We start from the raw sequence: 14,457 nt of genomic DNA, 5'->3' as shown, positions 1-14,457 counted from the left end.
TGACCTGCGAGGCCGCGCCTCTGCGGGTTCCACCGAGAGTTTCGGCGTTTCGACCGAAAGTCACCACGCGCACCGCGGGATGGCGCTACGGTCCGGTCCGTGCCGACTCGCCGCGCCTCCTCGTCCCTGCTCGTCACCGCCGCCGTCGCGACGGCGCTCGCGCTCCTCGGCGCCTGCGCGCCCGGCGGGGCCGAGCCGCACGCGAGCGCCTCGCCCACGAGCACGCTGCCCGCGCCCACGACGGACCGCACGCTGCGCACGCTCATCGACGAACCGACCGCGCCCGGCGCGCTGACCGTGCGGGGCGAGCGGCTCGGCGACGGCACCCCGTTCCGGCGCCTCGACGTGACGTACCCGAGCGGCGACCTCACGATCAGCGGGATCCTCGACCTGCCCGCGGGCGACGGGCCGTTCCCGGTCGTCGTCTTCGTGCACGGATACCAGCCGCCCCGGGAGTACGAGCCGAGCACGTCGGCGCTCGGGATGCAGTCCGCGCTCGTTGCCGCCGGGTACGCCGTCCTGGCGACGGACCTGCGCAACTACGGGTCGTCGAGCCCTGACCCCGAGCGGATGCCGGACATGGAGGTCGGGGCGACGCAGGACGTCGTCGCGGCGCTCGGTGCCGTCGCCGCCGGGGGCGTCCCCGAGCTCGACCCGGACCGCGTCGCGCTGGTCGGGCACTCGCAGGGAGGCCGGATCTCCCTCAACACCGCCGTCGTGGCGCCGGAGGCGATGGACGCCGTCGTCGCCATCTCGCCGTCGAGCGCCGTCCCGTGGCAGAACGTCGAGAAGTTCATGCAGGTCGCGCTGGACCCGGCCGGAGAGCTCGGCACCCGCGGCAACCCGCAGGTCCAGCCGCAGTTCTGGACCGACGTGACCACCACGACGTTCGCCGACCGCGCGCACATGCCCGTGCTCGTCCTGCAGGGCGACGCCGACGAGGTCGTCGACCCCGCGTGGGCGAGCACGACCGTCGCGGCGTGGAACGCCGCCGGGGGCGACGCGCGCCTCGTCGTGCTGCCGGGTGCGAACCACGCGCTGGAGCCGACGTTCGACGACGCGATGCGGCAGGTGGTCGAGTTCCTCGACGGGCACCGCTGAGACTGCCGGGTCGCGGCACCTCAGCGACCGCGTCAGATCCGGATGCCCAGCAGCGCGTCGATCGTGCGGGCGACCACACCCGGGGCGCCCTCGACGGGCTGGGCCGTCCCCGCCAGGGACTCCTGCGCCCAGGTGTCGACCGCGGCGAGCGCGGTCGGCGTGTCCAGGTCGTCGGCGACCGCGGCCCGGACTCCCGCCAGCAGCGCGGTCGCGTCGGGTCCGCCGTTGCCGGACACCGCGCTCCGCCAGCGCTCGAGGCGCTCCTGCGCGGCGTGCAGACCGGCGTCGGTCCAGTCCCAGTCGTCGCGGTACCGGTGCGCGAGGATCGCGAGGCGCACGGCCATCGGGTCCACGCCGTCGGCCCGCAGCCGGGACACGAGCACGAGGTTGCCGCGGGACTTGCTCATCTTCTCGCCGTCGAGCCCGACCATCCCGGTGTGCACGTGCACCCGGGCGCCCTCGCCGGAGTCGAGCAGCCGCGCGTGCGACGTGCTCATCTCGTGGTGCGGGAAGAGCAGGTCGGAGCCGCCGCCCTCGACGTCGAACGGCAGCCCGAGACCCTCACGCGCGATGACGGCGCACTCGATGTGCCAGCCCGGTCGGCCGGGACCCAGCTCGCCGCCGTCCCACGCGGGCTCGCCCGGACGCTCGGAGCGCCACAGCAGCGGGTCGAGCGGCGACCGCTTCCCGTCCCGGTCGGGGTCTCCCCCGCGCTCGGCGAACAGCGCCCGCATCGTGTCGTCGTCCAGGCCGGCCACCGCCCCGAAGTCGGCGTCCTTCGCCAGGTCGGCGTACACGTCACCGAGGCCTGACGAGCCCGGCGTCGGGACACGGTAGGCGGCTCCCACGTCCAGCAGCGCGCGGACCGCGTCGACGACGGCGGGGATCGACTCGACGACCCCGAGGTACGTGTCGGGCGGCAGCACGCCCAGCGCCGTCATGTCCTCGGCGAACAGGGCGGTCTGCTCGACCGCGAGGGTCCGCCAGTCGACGCCCGTCGCCGTCGCACGCTCCAGCAGCGGGTCGTCGACGTCCGTGACGTTCGAGGCGTACCGGACCGTGTGGCCCGCGTCGCGCCACGCCCGGCCGAGCACGTCGAACGCGACGTACGTGGCGGCGTGCCCCATGTGGGTCGCGTCGTACGGCGTGATGCCGCAGACGTACAACGTCGCCTCGTGACCGGCGGCGGCGACGACCAGGCGGCCGGTCGAGGAGTCGCGGACCTGGACCGGTGCACCGCGTCCGGGAAGCTGAGGGATCGGCGGGGTCGGCCAGGTGAGCACGGCGGAAGCCTAGCCTCCGGCGCACACGTGACGGCGCGCGGTGTCACGATGCAGCCGTGGAGACGACGACACCGGCCCCGGACGACCGCGCCGAGCGCGTGTGCGAGCAGACCCCCGACGGGTGGCGGCCGCTCGCCGGTGGGCAGGCGCCCGGCGGCGGGGCGCGGTGGGTCGTCGTCCCCGAGCCCGCCCTGCTGGTCGACGCGGCACGGCGGTACGGGCTCGGCGAGGACGTGGTCGCCGCGCTCGAGCACCGCGGACCGAGCGCCCATCCGGTGTCCCCGAGGCACCCGATGCGGGCTCGCGTGGACCGCACGACCGACGGGGAGCTCGTGCTGACGGTCCCGACGCTGTCCTACGTCGAGCAGACGCGCGACGTGCACACCGGTGCGCTCACGTGCGTCGTCGGGCGCGACGTCCTGCTCATGTGCGAGCTGGGCGACGCGGGCGTGGTCGAGCACGCCGAGGAGAAGCTGACGACCGGCGCCGCCGTCCCGGACCACGGCGTCCAGCAGGTGCTCGCGGCCGTGCTCCTCACGCTCGTCGCGACCGCCTCGGACGTCGAGATCGCGCTCGGGGAGGCCACCGCGGACACCGAGCGCGTCGTGTTCTCGACGGACCGGCGCACCCGGTCCGTCGAGCAGATCTACGACCTCAAGCGGGAGATCGCCGAGGCCCGGCACGCCCTCGGCCCGGTCACGACCGTGCTGCCCGACCTGCTGGCCGAGGCCGAGGACGCCGCCGGCGGCGAGCGCGCGCGACCGTGGCTGCGCCGCCTGCAGGTGACGACCGACCGGGTCGACCGTCACCTCGACGCGCACGACCGGCTGCTGGGCGACATGCTCTCGGCGCACCTCTCGCAGGTCTCCGTCCAGCAGAACGAGGACATGCGCAAGATCTCGGCGTGGGCGGCGATGATCGCCGTCCCGACCCTCGTCGCCGGCATCTACGGCATGAACTTCCGGCACATGCCCGAGCTCGGCTGGACGTTCGGCTACCCGCTGTCGCTGCTCGGCATGGCCGTCGCCTGCTGGGTGCTGTTCCGCGTGTTCCGCCGGTCCGGCTGGCTGTAGAGGTCAGGCGTTCGCCGGCGCGGAGCTCGCGTCGAGCACGCCCGTGAGCAGCAGGAGCACGACGAGGACCGCCAGGCCGACGCGGTACCAGACGAACGGTGCGTAGCTGAACGTCGAGACGATCTTCAGGAACACGATGATGACCAGGTACCCGACGAAGAACGCGATCACCGTCGCGAGCAGGGTCGCACCGAACCCGGGCGTGCCGGCGTGCCCGAAGTCGCCCGCGCTCTTGGCCAGCTGGAACAGCCCCGACCCGAACACGGCCGGGATCGCGAGGAGGAACGAGTACCGCGCGGCCGCCTCCCGCGTGTAGCCCATGAGCAGGCCACCGGTGATCGTGCCGCCGGACCGCGACACCCCGGGGATCAGCGCGAGCGACTGCCACAGCCCGAACTTGATCGCGTCCTTCGGGGTCAGGTCGTCCAGCGGGCGGGCGTGCGCGCCGCGGCGGTCCGCCCAGCCGAGGAACAGGCCGAACCCGGCGAGCGTCAACGCGATGAGCCACAGGTTGCGGAACGTCTGCTCGATCGCGTCCTGGAACAGCAGCCCGAGCACGACGATCGGCACCGAGCCGAGCGCGATGAACCAGGCCATGAGGGCGTCGTGGTCCGCCGGACGGTCGTTCGGCAGGCCCGCCCGGGACCGCCAGTCCGGGCCGCGGTCGCCCCGCACCGCGCTCCACCACGCCGAGCAGATCCGGGCGATGTCACGGCGGAAGTACAGGATCACCGCGGACTCGGTGCCGAGCTGGGTGATCGCGGTGAACGCCGCGCCGGGGTCCGACGACCCGATCAGCTCGCCGACGATGCGCAGGTGCGCGCTCGACGACACAGGCAGGAACTCGGTCAGGCCCTGGACCAGACCGAGGAGGATCGCTTCACCAGCACCCATGCTCACGAGCGGCAACCCTAGCCGGGCCACCTGGCCCGGCGGGCCGTCCCCGGAGGTCATGGGCACCGCGGTTACTGTTGCGCCTCATGGAACAGCGCCATCTCGGCCGCACGGGCCTGCGCGTCTCGCGGCTCGGACTCGGCACCATGACGTGGAGCCGCGACACGGACGAGCACGAGGCGGCCGAACAGCTGCGCGACTTCGTCGACGCGGGCGGCACGCTGCTGGACACCTCCGCGTCGTACGCCGACGGTGGTGCCGAGGAGCTCATCGGCACGCTGCTCGGCGACGTGGTCGCCCGTGACGAGGTCGTGCTGTGCACCAAGGCCGGTGTCCGGCGGACAGGCTCGGGCGCCGTCGTCGACGGGTCGCGCGGCGCGTTGCTCACCTCGCTCGACGCGTCGCTGGCCCGGCTCGGCACCGACCACGTCGACCTGTTCCTCGTGCAGTCCCCGGACCCGCGGACCCCGCTCGACGAGACCGTCTCCGCGCTCCGCCTCGCCGTCACGAGCGGCCGCGCCCGGTACGTCGGCCTCGCCAACCACGCCGGGTGGCAGGTCGCCCGCGCCGCGACGCTCCTCGAGGGCGACACGGGGCTCGCCGCCGTGGAAGCCGAGTACTCGCTGCTCCAGCGCGGCGTCGAGCGCGAGGTACTGCCCGCGGCCGCCGCGCTCGGCGTCGGTGCGCTCGCGTGGTCGCCGCTCGGCCGCGGCGTGCTCACCGGCAAGTACCGGCGCACCATCCCCGCCGACTCGCGGGCCGCGTCACCGCACCTCGCGGGGTTCGTCGAGCCGTACCTCGGACGCGACTCCGCGGCGGTCGTCGAAGCCGTCGCCACGGCCGCCGACGGGCTCGAGCGCACACCCCTCGAGGTCGCGCTCGCCTGGCTGCGCGGGCGCCCGGGGGTGAGCTCGGCCGTCGTCGGCGCGCGGACCGCCGCACAGCTGCGCGGGTCGCTCGCCTCCGAGGACCTGGAGCTGCCCGTCGAGCTGCGGCGTGCGCTCGACGAGGTCAGCGCACCCGAGGTCGGCTACCCCGAGAGGTTCTGAGGCCGCCTCAGCGGCTGCCGAGGCCCGTGGGCTCGTCCGCGAGGTCGTCGGCGTCGTAGTCGTCCTCGTCGACCTCGTCGTCGTCGACCTCGTCCTCGTCGTCCTCCTCGTCGTCCTCCTCCGCGAGGTAGAACGGCGTCGCCTCGCCGTGGACCGTGCCCAGCGCGTCGTCGTACACCTCGAACGCGTCCGCCAGGACGTCGTACGCGTCGTCGACGGCCGGGTCGTCGTCGCCGTGCTTGGACACGACGGCGTTGTAGTGGGCCTCGAGGGCTGCGATCAGGCGGTCCAGCGCGGCACGCGGGTCGACGGTCATGCGACGACCGTAGCGCCGCGCGGGGCACAATGGCACCGCGTAAGGTCGGTCGGCACCGGTGGGACGGCGACGCGTGCACGGCACGCGGGACGGGGTGGCGGATGGCAAACGGTCAGACGGGGACGAAGCGCCAGGACTGGGTGTCCCAGGGTGGTCAGTACGAGGTCAGGGTCGTGACGATCCCGCCCTCCACCAGCCGGAACGAGGCCCGGCAGATGCTGACGGAGCAGGCCGAGTACGGGCGCTGGGAGCTGGCCCGGACCCGCCTGTTCGCGGGCGGCGGACGCAAGGTCTGGTTGCGGCGCAAGATCATCCGGGTACGCAGCACGCTCTCGCTCCCCGACGACGACTGAACGAGGTCCGGGCCGGCACCGGCCGGCCCGGACCCGTCAGCAGGAGCGCAGCAGCCGGTCGAGCACCCGGGTGCCGAACCGCAGGGCGTCCGTCGGGACGCGCTCGTCGACGCCGTGGAACATGCCCGCGAAGTCGAGGTCGTCCGGCAGCCGCAGCGGCGCGAACCCGTAGCCGGTGATGCCCAGCCGGGACAGCGACTTGTTGTCGGTGCCGCCGGACAGCGTGTACGGCAGGACCGTCGCCTCGGGGTCCTCCGCGAGCAGCGAGTCGACCATCGCGTCGACCAGGCTCCCCGAGAAGGGCGCCTCGAGCGCGACGTCGTGGTGGATCCGCTCGAGACGCACGTGCTCACCGGCCAGGTGGGCGACCGTCGAGACGAACTCGTCCTCGAGACCGGGCAGGAAGCGGCCGTCCACGGTGGCCTCGGCGCTGCCCGGGATCACGTTCGCCTTGTACCCGGCGGTGAGCTGCGTCGGGTTGGTGGTGTGGCGCAGCGTGGCGCCGACGAACTTCCCGGCCGGACCGAGCGCCGTGACGAGCGCGTCGACCGACGACGGGTCCTCGCCGTCGAACGGGAGCCCGGTGAGGTCGGCGACACCCTGCAGCAACGCGTGCACGGTCGGGGTGAGCTGCACGGGCCACGGGTGCCGGCCGATCCGTGCGACCGCGTCCGCGAGGTGGGTCACGGCGTTGTCGCGGTTCACCTGGCTGCCGTGCCCGGCCCGGCCGTCCGCGACGAGCCGCAGCCACGACAGGCCCTTCTCCGCGGTCTGCAGCAGGTACGCGCGGCGCCCGCCGACGTCGACCGAGAAGCCGCCGACCTCGCTGATCGCCTCCGTCGCGCCCTCGAACAGGTCCGGGCGGTGGTCGACGGCCCAGCGGGCGCCGTACGTGCCGCCCGCCTCCTCGTCGGCGAACATCGCCACGACGACGTCCCGGGCGGGCCGGCGGCCCTCGCGGACCATCTGGCGGACGACCGCCAGGATCATCGCGTCCATGTCCTTCATGTCGACGGCCCCGCGGCCCCACACGAGACCGTCCGTCTCCTCCGCCGCGAACGGGTCGACCGTCCAGTCGTCGGCGCGCGCGGGCACCACGTCGAGGTGACCGTGCAGCACGAGCGCGGGGCGGGACGAGTCCTCGCCCTCCAGGCGCACGACGACGCTCGAACGGCCCGGCTCGCTCTCGAACAGCTCCGGGTCCAGGCCGACCTCCGTGAGCAGCCCCATGACGTGCTCCGCGGCGGCGCGCTCCCCCGGGCCCGAGCCGTCGCCGTAGTTCGACGTGTCGAACCGGATGAGGTCACGACAGATCCCGACGACCTCGTCCTGCGCGGTGGGCTGGCTGGTCAGGGGCGCGGCAGGGCCGGTACGAGGATCGGGCATGCCGACCACCGTACCGGCCCGCGCGGTCACTGCTCCCCGGCTCCCAGCAGTCCGCGGCGCGCGAGCAGCGGCCCGATGTCCGCGTCCCGGCCGCGCAGGTCACGGAACGCCTGCAGCGGGTCCACGGAGCCGCCGCGGGACAGCAGCCGCGCGCGGAACGTGTCGCCGTTCTCGCGGCGCAGGCCGCCGTTCTCGCGGAACCACTCGACCGTGTCGGCGTCGAGGACCTCGGACCAGATGTACGAGTAGTAGCCCGCCGAGTACCCGCCGCCGAACACGTGGTTGAAGTACGTCGTGCGGTACCGCGGAGGCACCGGGGCGAAGTCGACGCCCGCCGCGGCCAGCGCCTGCGCCTCGAACCGCACGACGTCGTCCGGGTCGGTCGGCACCTCGTCGGGCGCGAGGCGGTACCAGGCCTGGTCGAGCAGCGCGGCGGCGAGGTACTCCGTGGTCGCGAACCCCTCGCCGTCCTGGCGGGCCGCGAGCAGCGTGTCCACCCACTCGGACGGCATCGGCTCACCGGTCTCGTGGTGCCGCGCGAACGCCCGCACGATCGACGGGTCCCACGCCCACATCTCGTTGACCTGCGACGGGAACTCGACGAAGTCCCGCGGCACCTCCGTGCCCGACTGCGACGGGTACCGCACCGCCGAGAACAGCCCGTGCAGCGCGTGACCGAACTCGTGGAACGCGGTGATCACCTCGTCCCACGTGAGCAGCGTCGGCTCACCCTCGGGGGGCTTCGGGATGTTGAGGTTGTTGACCACGACGGGCCGCTCGTCGAGCAGCGTCGACTGGTCGACGAGGTTGTTCATCCACGCGCCGCCGCGCTTGCTCTCACGCGTCCAGAAGTCGCCGAGGAACAGGCCCACGCCGCTGCCGTCCGCGTCGAACACCTCGAAGACGCGGACGTCCGGGTGGTAGCCGACCAGGTCGTGCCGCTCCGCGAACGTCAGGCCGTACAGGGCGTTCGCCGCCCGGAACACGCCGTCCGCCAGCACCCGCTCCAGCTCGAGGTACGGGCGCAGCAGCGCGTCGTCCAGCGAACGGCGCTCCTTGCGGACCTGCTCGGCGTAGTACGCCCAGTCCCACGGCTCGAGCACGGCGCCGGGGTGGTCGCGCACGAGGGCCGCCTCCAGATCTGCGGCCTCGGCCTTCGCGTTCGCGACGGCGACCGGCGCGAGCCGCCCGAGGAGGTCCGCGACGGCCTGCGCCGACTTCGCCGTCGCGTCCGCCGCCACGTACGCCGCGTGATGGTCGTAGCCGAGGAGCTGCGCACGCTCGGCGCGCAACCGCACGAGGCGCAGGATCGTCGGGCGCGTGTCGTGCGGCCCCTCGACGCCGCCACGGGTCGCCGAGGCCCGGAAGATCCGTTCGCGCAGCCCTCGGTCGCGCAGCATGGCCAACGGCGCCTGCTGCGTGGGCAGCTGCAGCTCGACGAGCCAGCCGTCGTCGTGGCCGCGCTCCTTCGCCGCCAGGGCGGCCGCCGCACGGGCGTCGTCGGGCATGCCGTCGAGCTCGTCCTCGTCCGTGACCAGGACGGCCGCGGCGTTGGTGGCCGCGAGCAGGTCCCGGCCGAACGTCGTCTCGAGCGACGTGATCTCCGCGTTGAGCGCACGCAGCCGCTCCTGCGCGTCGGCGTCGAGGCGGACGCCCGAGCGGACGAACGCCGTGCGGGTGCGGTGCAGGAGCCAGGCGGTGTCGGGCTCCAGGTCGAGGTCGCCCGCCTCGGCCGCGGCGTGCAGCGCCTCGACGCGGTCGAACAGCCGCACGTCGAGGTAGGTGGCGTCGTGGTGCGCCGCCATGAGCGGCGCGACCTCCCCCTCGACGGCGTCGAGCTCGGGGCTCGAGTCGCTGCTCGCCTGGTTGTAGAACGACGTGGCCGCCCGGTGCAGCAGCCGGCCGGACCGCTCCAGGGCGACCAGCGTGTTCTCGACCGTCGGCGGGGCCGGGTCGGTCGCGACCGACTCGACCTCCGCGCGGTGCGCGGCCATGCCGGCGAGCAGGGCGGGACGGTAGTGCTCCGCGCGGATCCGGGTGTGGTCGGGGAGCGCGTACGGCAGGGGCGAGGGTGCCGCGAAGGGGTTGTCCGCGGCGAGCGTCGTGTCGGTCATGGCGGTCATCATCCCCGAGCGGGCGGGCACCCGCCGGGCACGACGCCCCGGCCGTTCACCCGTCCCGGGCGACGCCTGCCAGGTACCGGTCCTCGGCCGCGTACGGGAAGAAGTCGCCCATGGCCTCCATCCGGGCGAACCCGGGGAACGCGGCGCGCCAGTCCCCCGCCCTGGCCTGCTCGACGAGCCACTCGACCGCCGGCCGGACCGTCTGCGCGTAGACGCCGGGCGCGACGTAGCCGAGCGAGCGCTGCGCCCGTGACATGTCCAGGACCATCGGCCGGGGCACGCACCAGGGCGTGAGGCCGACGTCGTCCACCGGCGGGCCGGGGACCGTGACGGTGCGGGTCCGGACGCCGAGGGCCTCGTCGACGGCGACGCCGATCTCCGCGACCGTCGGCGCCCCGGGGTCGGCGGCGTTGAGGACCCGGTCGCCCGGAGCCCCGGCGGCGAGGCGCACGAGCTCGGCGAGCACCTGCGTCGACGTCGTGTGGAAACGGCTCGCCCCGTCGTAGGCGAGGACCCGCACGTCGCGGCCGTCGAGCACGCGCTTCACGAACGTCCACTCCCGAGGCTGACGGCAGCCGGGGCCGTGGATCGCGCCGGGCCGCAGCACCGTGGCCGGGACGTCACCGGCCGCCCGCCACGCGAGCTCGAGCGCGACCTTGCCCGTCGCGTACGAGCCGCGGCCCGGGGCGACGGTCGGCTGGTCCTCGTCGACGGGCAGGGGGAACGCCCCGAACTCGTCGGTCTCGAACCCGTCGCCGTGCGCGTCGACGTACACGGCGGCGCTCGACACGACGACGGCCGACCCGATCCGGTCGCGGCGCGCCAGGAGCGGCTCGGCGTCGGTGTCGTCGTAGGCGACGACGTCGACCACGACGTCGACGCCGTGACCCAGCGCCCGGTCGAGCACGGCCGGGTCGTGGCGGTCGCCGACCACGAGCTCGGCGCCCCACGCGGCGACCCGCGGACCGTGCGCGGCTGCGTCGCGCGCCAGCACCCGCACGTCCCACCCGTCGGCCACGAGCGCGGGTACGGCCAGCCGCCCGATCTGCCCGCCGCCGCCGATCACCAGAGCCGTCGCCATGACGGCACGGTAGGACGCACGGTCGTGCGCCGCCCCGGGACCGGCCGGGGTTCTGCCGACGGCAGACGGTCAGACCGCGTCCGCGAGGTCCGCGACCGGGTAGCCGTGCGCCTCGCCGACGGCGGTGTTGAACAGCAAGCCCGCATCCGTGGTGAGCCCCGCCGCGAGCGCCGGGTCGGCCGCCACCGCCTGCCGCCACCCGAGGTCCGCGAGCGCCGTGAGGTACGGCAGCGTGACGTTCGTGAGCGCGCGGGTCGACGTCACGGGCACAGCGCCGGGCATGTTCGCGACGCAGTAGAAGACGGCGTCGTGCACCCGGAACGTCGGGTCGTCGTGCGTGGTCGGGCGTGTCGACTCGAAGCAGCCGCCCTGGTCGACGGCGACGTCGACGAGGACGGACCCGGGCCGCATCCGGGCGACGACGGCGTCGGAGACGAGGTGCGGTGCGCGCGCGCCGGGCACGAGGACCGCGCCGATGACGAGGTCGGCGTCGACGACCTCCCGCTCGAGCACCCAGGCGCTCGACGCGAGCGTGCGCACGCGCCCGCCGAACGCGGTGTCGACCTCGCGCAGGCGGGGCATCGACACGTCGAGCATGGTGACGTCGGCACGCATGCCGACCGCGATCTCCGCGGCGTGACGCCCGACGACGCCGGCGCCGAGGACGACGACCTTCGCGGCGTCGACGCCCGGGACGCCCCCGAGGAGCAGACCGGAACCGCCCTCGTTCTTCATCAGGTGGTAGGCCCCGACTTGCGTCGCGAGGCGTCCGGCGACCTCGCTCATGGGCGCGAGGAGAGGGAGGGACCGGTCGGGGAGCTGGACGGTCTCGTAGGCGATGGACGTGGTCCCGCCGTCGAGCAGGGCGTCGGTGGTGGGGCGGTCGGCGGCCAGGTGCAGGTAGGTGAACAGCACGAGGTCCTTGCGGAGGTACCCGAACTCGTCCGGCACGGGCTCCTTGACCTTGCACACCAGGTCGGCGTCGCCCCACACGTGCGCGGCGTCGGGGACGACCCGCGCACCTGCGTGGATGTACTGCTCGTCGGGGATCGCGGAGCCGGCGCCGGCGCCGGTCTCGACGAGCACGTCGTGGCCGTGCCGGACCAGCTCGTGCGCGCCCGCGGGCGTCAGCGCGACGCGGTACTCACGGTTCTTGACCTCGCACGGGATGCCGATGCGCATCGGTGGTCCTTTCCGCTCGTCCTCCCGCCAGTGTCGTCGTCCGGCGGCCTCACGGCAGTACGGGGACGAGATGTCACCCGAGGAGTCGCGCCCACGACGCCGACCGTGCGAGCCCGTCCCGCAGGGCCGCGCCGTCGCCGGACACGGACCACCACCACAGCGCGGACTCGACGCCGCGTGCGACACCCCACCCGGCGACGCGCTGCGGGTCGAGCCCGACGGCGTCGGCGACGAGCGGCACCCGGGTCCGCAGGGTGGCGACGGGGTCCGGACGGGCGAACGGGTCGTCGACCTGCTCGACCAGCGGCCACAGGTCGTAGGCGGGGTCGCCGCGCCTCGGCTTGGGGTCGATCGCGACCCACCGCTCGCCGGACCCGTGCAGCACGTTGCCGGGGTTCAGGTCCCCGTGCACCACGGCCCCCGGCACCTCGCCGGGGAGCCGGACGAGCAGGTCGGCGGCCTCCCGGACGAGACCGGGGTCGACCAGCCGGCCGACCCGCTGCCCGGCGCGGTCCGCCCGCTCCTCCAGGACGGTGGCCCACCGGCTGCAGACGTCGGTCATCGACGGCACGGCGACGAGGGCCGCCCCGGGTGCGTCGAGGAGGTCGCGCAGCACGTGGGCCCCGACGAGCAGCCGGTCCTGCGCGGGGGAGGTCGACGCGCTCAGGGGTGCTCCCGGCGTGACCCGTTCGAGCAGGAGCGCCCAGTCGTCGGGGTCGTCGGCCAGGAGCAGCGGCACGCCGTGACCGTGCCACGCACGCAGCGCGTCGGCCTCGTGCCGCGCCTCGTCGTGCGGGAACGAGACCTTCAGCACCGCGGCGGTGCCGTCCCGCCGTTCCGCGGGCGCCGTCCACGACGCGGAGCCGTCGGCGAACGGCTCACCGAGCCGCAGGTCCCAGCGCCGGGCGGCACGACCGACGAGGTCCGGGAGCCGTGCGATCCAGTCGCGGCCCTCGGCCGTGCGACCGACGCCGTCGTGCAGGATCGTGGGCACGGTCACCTCGGGCACGTGCCGAGGGTAGCGATCGGGGGTTCCGACGACGGCGACGGTGCACCACGACGACACGGCCAGCGGTCTCGCGACCGCCCCGCGGCGGCCCTCCCGGCTGCTGCGGACGCTCGCGGCCGGGGCGGTCCTGGCCGTCGCCGTGCTCGGCGGCCGGTCGTGGGTGTCCGCCGCCCTGCCGTCCTCCGGGCCGCCCGCGGGCCTCGAGGAGGCACGCCTGCCGCTGGGCGCTCCCCCGGCGGAGTCCGTCGACGACACCGGTCCGTACACGTTCTCGGCGATGCAGCCCGACGGGTCCGGGCCGGTCACGTACAGCCCGTGCCGGCCCGTCCACTACGTGGTCCGGCCCGACCACGCACCGGACGGCGCCGACGAGCTGCTCCGGACCGCGATCGACCGGGTCGCGCACGCGACCGGGCTGCGGTTCGTGGGGGACGGCCCGACGGACGAGGCCCCGGACCCCGACCGGGCGGCGTACCAGCCGGACCGCTACGGCAGGCGCTGGGCGCCCGTGCTGATCGCGTGGTCGACCGCGTCGGAGACCCCCGGACTGGCGGGCGACGTCGCCGGGACCGGCGGCTCGGCTGCGCTCACCCGCGACGGGCGCACGACGTACGTGACGGGTGCCGTGACGATCGACGCCGACGAGCTCGACCGCCTGCTCGCGGCCCCGCACGGCAGGGACGTCGCGATCGGCGTGATCACGCACGAGCTCGGGCACCTCGTCGGCCTCGCGCACGTGGACGACCCCACCCAGCTCATGTACCCGCGGACGAACCTGGCGGTGACGTCGTTCGCCGCGGGCGACCGCGCGGGGCTCGCACTGCTGGGCGCCGGATCCTGTGCACGTGATGTGTGACTTCAGGTTCCACCCAGGAATGCCGATTAGTCTCGCGTCATCGCGTGCCACGCACGCGCCTCCCTGAGGAGCACCCCATCGATCGTCCGATCATCTTCGTGCACGGCACGCGCACGTCGTCCGCCATCTGGCAGCAGCAGGTGGACGCCCTGAACGTCTCCGGTCACCCCACGCTCGCGCTCGACCTGCCGGGCCACGGCACGCGGTCGCACGAGCGGTTCAGCCTCGACGGTGCCCTCGCCGCGATCGACGACGCCGTCGCGTCGTTCTCGGTCGCCCCGCTGCTCGTCGGCCTGTCGCTGGGCGGCTACGCGTGCCTCGCGTACGCCGGCAAGCACCAGCACAAGCTCGCCGGCGTGGTCCTCGCGGGCTGCTCCACGGAGATCAAGGGCAAGCCCCTGCACGCGTACCGGCGGGCGTCGACGCTCGTCACGCGGGCGTTCCGCCTCGGTGGCGGGACCTGGCACGTCGTCACCGACATGCTCTCGGCGCTCGCGGGGTACTCGCCGCTGGCCGACCTGCGCCGGACGCACCTGCCGGTGTGGCTCGTCAACGGTCGCCGCGACCCGCTGCGCCTGGACGAGCGCCGCTACCTCACGGCCCGGCCGGGCACCCGGCTGACCGTGGTGCCCGGCGCGGGCCACGACGTGAACTCGCATGCGCCGACGGCGTTCAACCGAGTGCTGTTCGACGCGCTGCACGAGCTGCGGCACCACGGCGCCGCCCCGGTCGCCCCCGTCACCCTCTGAGC

Annotated in this window: 14 protein-coding genes; 6 read left to right on the top strand and 8 right to left on the bottom strand. The window is 74.5% G+C overall.

All coding sequences use genetic code 11. The annotated features are described in order from the left end of the window. Positions 1 to 99 precede the first annotated feature (99 nt). Positions 100 to 1,101, top strand: a complete 1,002-nt coding sequence (locus tag Cch01nite_RS08850; protein WP_203751532.1) for an alpha/beta hydrolase family protein — start codon at positions 100 to 102, stop codon at positions 1,099 to 1,101. Between the two features lie 32 nt (positions 1,102 to 1,133). On the opposite strand, the gene mshC is transcribed toward Cch01nite_RS08850, so the two are convergent. Then, positions 1,134 to 2,384 carry a cysteine--1-D-myo-inosityl 2-amino-2-deoxy-alpha-D-glucopyranoside ligase gene (mshC, locus tag Cch01nite_RS08845; protein ID WP_203751529.1) on the bottom strand — a complete coding sequence of 417 codons (1,251 nt, stop codon included), beginning with the start codon at positions 2,382 to 2,384 and terminating at the stop codon, positions 1,134 to 1,136. Between the two features lie 56 nt (positions 2,385 to 2,440). On the opposite strand from mshC, the gene Cch01nite_RS08840 reads away from it, so the two are divergent. After that, complete coding sequence (locus tag Cch01nite_RS08840; protein ID WP_239070138.1) at positions 2,441 to 3,457, top strand: magnesium and cobalt transport protein CorA; 1,017 nt, start codon at positions 2,441 to 2,443, stop codon at positions 3,455 to 3,457. 3 nt (positions 3,458 to 3,460) lie between these two features. Here Cch01nite_RS08840 and Cch01nite_RS08835 read toward each other — a convergent pair whose 3' ends face one another. Then, on the bottom strand, positions 3,461 to 4,351 hold the full coding sequence (locus tag Cch01nite_RS08835; protein ID WP_203752133.1) for an undecaprenyl-diphosphate phosphatase: 891 nt from the start codon (positions 4,349 to 4,351) through the stop codon (positions 3,461 to 3,463). Between the two features lie 86 nt (positions 4,352 to 4,437). On the opposite strand from Cch01nite_RS08835, the gene Cch01nite_RS08830 reads away from it, so the two are divergent. After that, complete coding sequence (locus Cch01nite_RS08830; RefSeq protein WP_203751526.1) at positions 4,438 to 5,400, top strand: aldo/keto reductase; 963 nt, start codon at positions 4,438 to 4,440, stop codon at positions 5,398 to 5,400. 7 nt (positions 5,401 to 5,407) lie between these two features. Here the strand turns inward: Cch01nite_RS08830 and Cch01nite_RS08825 are convergent, their stop codons facing one another. After that, the gene (locus Cch01nite_RS08825) at positions 5,408 to 5,716 is read right to left on the bottom strand and encodes a primosomal protein (RefSeq protein WP_203751523.1); all 309 of its coding nucleotides are present in this window, start codon (positions 5,714 to 5,716) and stop codon (positions 5,408 to 5,410) included. Between the two features lie 101 nt (positions 5,717 to 5,817). Between Cch01nite_RS08825 and Cch01nite_RS08820 the strand changes: the two genes are divergently transcribed. Next, a complete protein-coding gene (locus tag Cch01nite_RS08820) occupies positions 5,818 to 6,069 on the top strand; it encodes a DUF5703 family protein (protein ID WP_203751520.1) in 252 nt (83 codons plus the stop codon). A 36-nt stretch (positions 6,070 to 6,105) separates the two neighbouring features. Here Cch01nite_RS08820 and Cch01nite_RS08815 read toward each other — a convergent pair whose 3' ends face one another. The 5 genes from Cch01nite_RS08815 to Cch01nite_RS08795 all read right to left on the bottom strand — a co-directional run bounded on the left by Cch01nite_RS08815 (position 6,106) and on the right by Cch01nite_RS08795 (position 12,850). Further along, complete coding sequence (locus Cch01nite_RS08815; protein WP_203751517.1) at positions 6,106 to 7,455, bottom strand: M20/M25/M40 family metallo-hydrolase; 1,350 nt, start codon at positions 7,453 to 7,455, stop codon at positions 6,106 to 6,108. Positions 7,456 to 7,481: 26 nt separating this feature from the next. Next, positions 7,482 to 9,569 carry a M3 family metallopeptidase gene (locus tag Cch01nite_RS08810; protein ID WP_203751514.1) on the bottom strand — a complete coding sequence of 696 codons (2,088 nt, stop codon included), beginning with the start codon at positions 9,567 to 9,569 and terminating at the stop codon, positions 7,482 to 7,484. A gap of 55 nt (positions 9,570 to 9,624) precedes the next feature. Beyond that, positions 9,625 to 10,659, bottom strand: a complete 1,035-nt coding sequence (locus Cch01nite_RS08805; RefSeq protein WP_203751511.1) for an NAD-dependent epimerase/dehydratase family protein — start codon at positions 10,657 to 10,659, stop codon at positions 9,625 to 9,627. Positions 10,660 to 10,728: 69 nt separating this feature from the next. Next, the gene (ald, locus tag Cch01nite_RS08800) at positions 10,729 to 11,841 is read right to left on the bottom strand and encodes an alanine dehydrogenase (protein ID WP_203751508.1); all 1,113 of its coding nucleotides are present in this window, start codon (positions 11,839 to 11,841) and stop codon (positions 10,729 to 10,731) included. A 73-nt stretch (positions 11,842 to 11,914) separates the two neighbouring features. Next, a complete protein-coding gene (locus tag Cch01nite_RS08795; RefSeq protein WP_203751505.1) occupies positions 11,915 to 12,850 on the bottom strand; it encodes an aminoglycoside phosphotransferase family protein in 936 nt (311 codons plus the stop codon). Between the two features lie 40 nt (positions 12,851 to 12,890). Between Cch01nite_RS08795 and Cch01nite_RS08790 the strand changes: the two genes are divergently transcribed. Together Cch01nite_RS08790 and Cch01nite_RS08785 are read left to right on the top strand one after the other, a co-directional pair. Continuing rightward, the gene (locus Cch01nite_RS08790) at positions 12,891 to 13,706 is read left to right on the top strand and encodes a matrixin family metalloprotease (protein ID WP_203751502.1); all 816 of its coding nucleotides are present in this window, start codon (positions 12,891 to 12,893) and stop codon (positions 13,704 to 13,706) included. A 44-nt stretch (positions 13,707 to 13,750) separates the two neighbouring features. Next, positions 13,751 to 14,455, top strand: a complete 705-nt coding sequence (locus Cch01nite_RS08785) for an alpha/beta fold hydrolase (RefSeq protein WP_239070135.1) — start codon at positions 13,751 to 13,753, stop codon at positions 14,453 to 14,455. Positions 14,456 to 14,457: the final 2 nt, after the last annotated feature.

Source organism: Cellulomonas chitinilytica (genome assembly GCF_016862675.1).
Lineage (GTDB): Bacteria > Actinomycetota > Actinomycetes > Actinomycetales > Cellulomonadaceae > Cellulomonas > Cellulomonas chitinilytica.
The sequence above is the reverse complement of the archived record's forward strand: the minus strand, read 5'-3'. Positions and strand labels throughout refer to the sequence as shown.

Bases quoted from the DNA above. Each gene is read 5' to 3' on its own strand.
- Cch01nite_RS08835 (WP_203752133.1), bottom strand. From the start codon at position 4,351: ATGGGTGCTGGTGAAGCGATCCTCCTCGGTCTGGTCCAGGGCCTGACC.
- Cch01nite_RS08830 (WP_203751526.1), top strand. From the start codon at position 4,438: ATGGAACAGCGCCATCTCGGCCGCACGGGCCTGCGCGTCTCGCGGCTC.
- Cch01nite_RS08825 (WP_203751523.1), bottom strand. From the start codon at position 5,716: ATGACCGTCGACCCGCGTGCCGCGCTGGACCGCCTGATCGCAGCCCTC.
- Cch01nite_RS08820 (WP_203751520.1), top strand. From the start codon at position 5,818: ATGGCAAACGGTCAGACGGGGACGAAGCGCCAGGACTGGGTGTCCCAG.
- Cch01nite_RS08815 (WP_203751517.1), bottom strand. From the start codon at position 7,455: ATGCCCGATCCTCGTACCGGCCCTGCCGCGCCCCTGACCAGCCAGCCC.
- Cch01nite_RS08810 (WP_203751514.1), bottom strand. From the start codon at position 9,569: ATGACCGACACGACGCTCGCCGCGGACAACCCCTTCGCGGCACCCTCG.
- Cch01nite_RS08805 (WP_203751511.1), bottom strand. From the start codon at position 10,659: ATGGCGACGGCTCTGGTGATCGGCGGCGGCGGGCAGATCGGGCGGCTG.
- ald (WP_203751508.1), bottom strand. From the start codon at position 11,841: ATGCGCATCGGCATCCCGTGCGAGGTCAAGAACCGTGAGTACCGCGTC.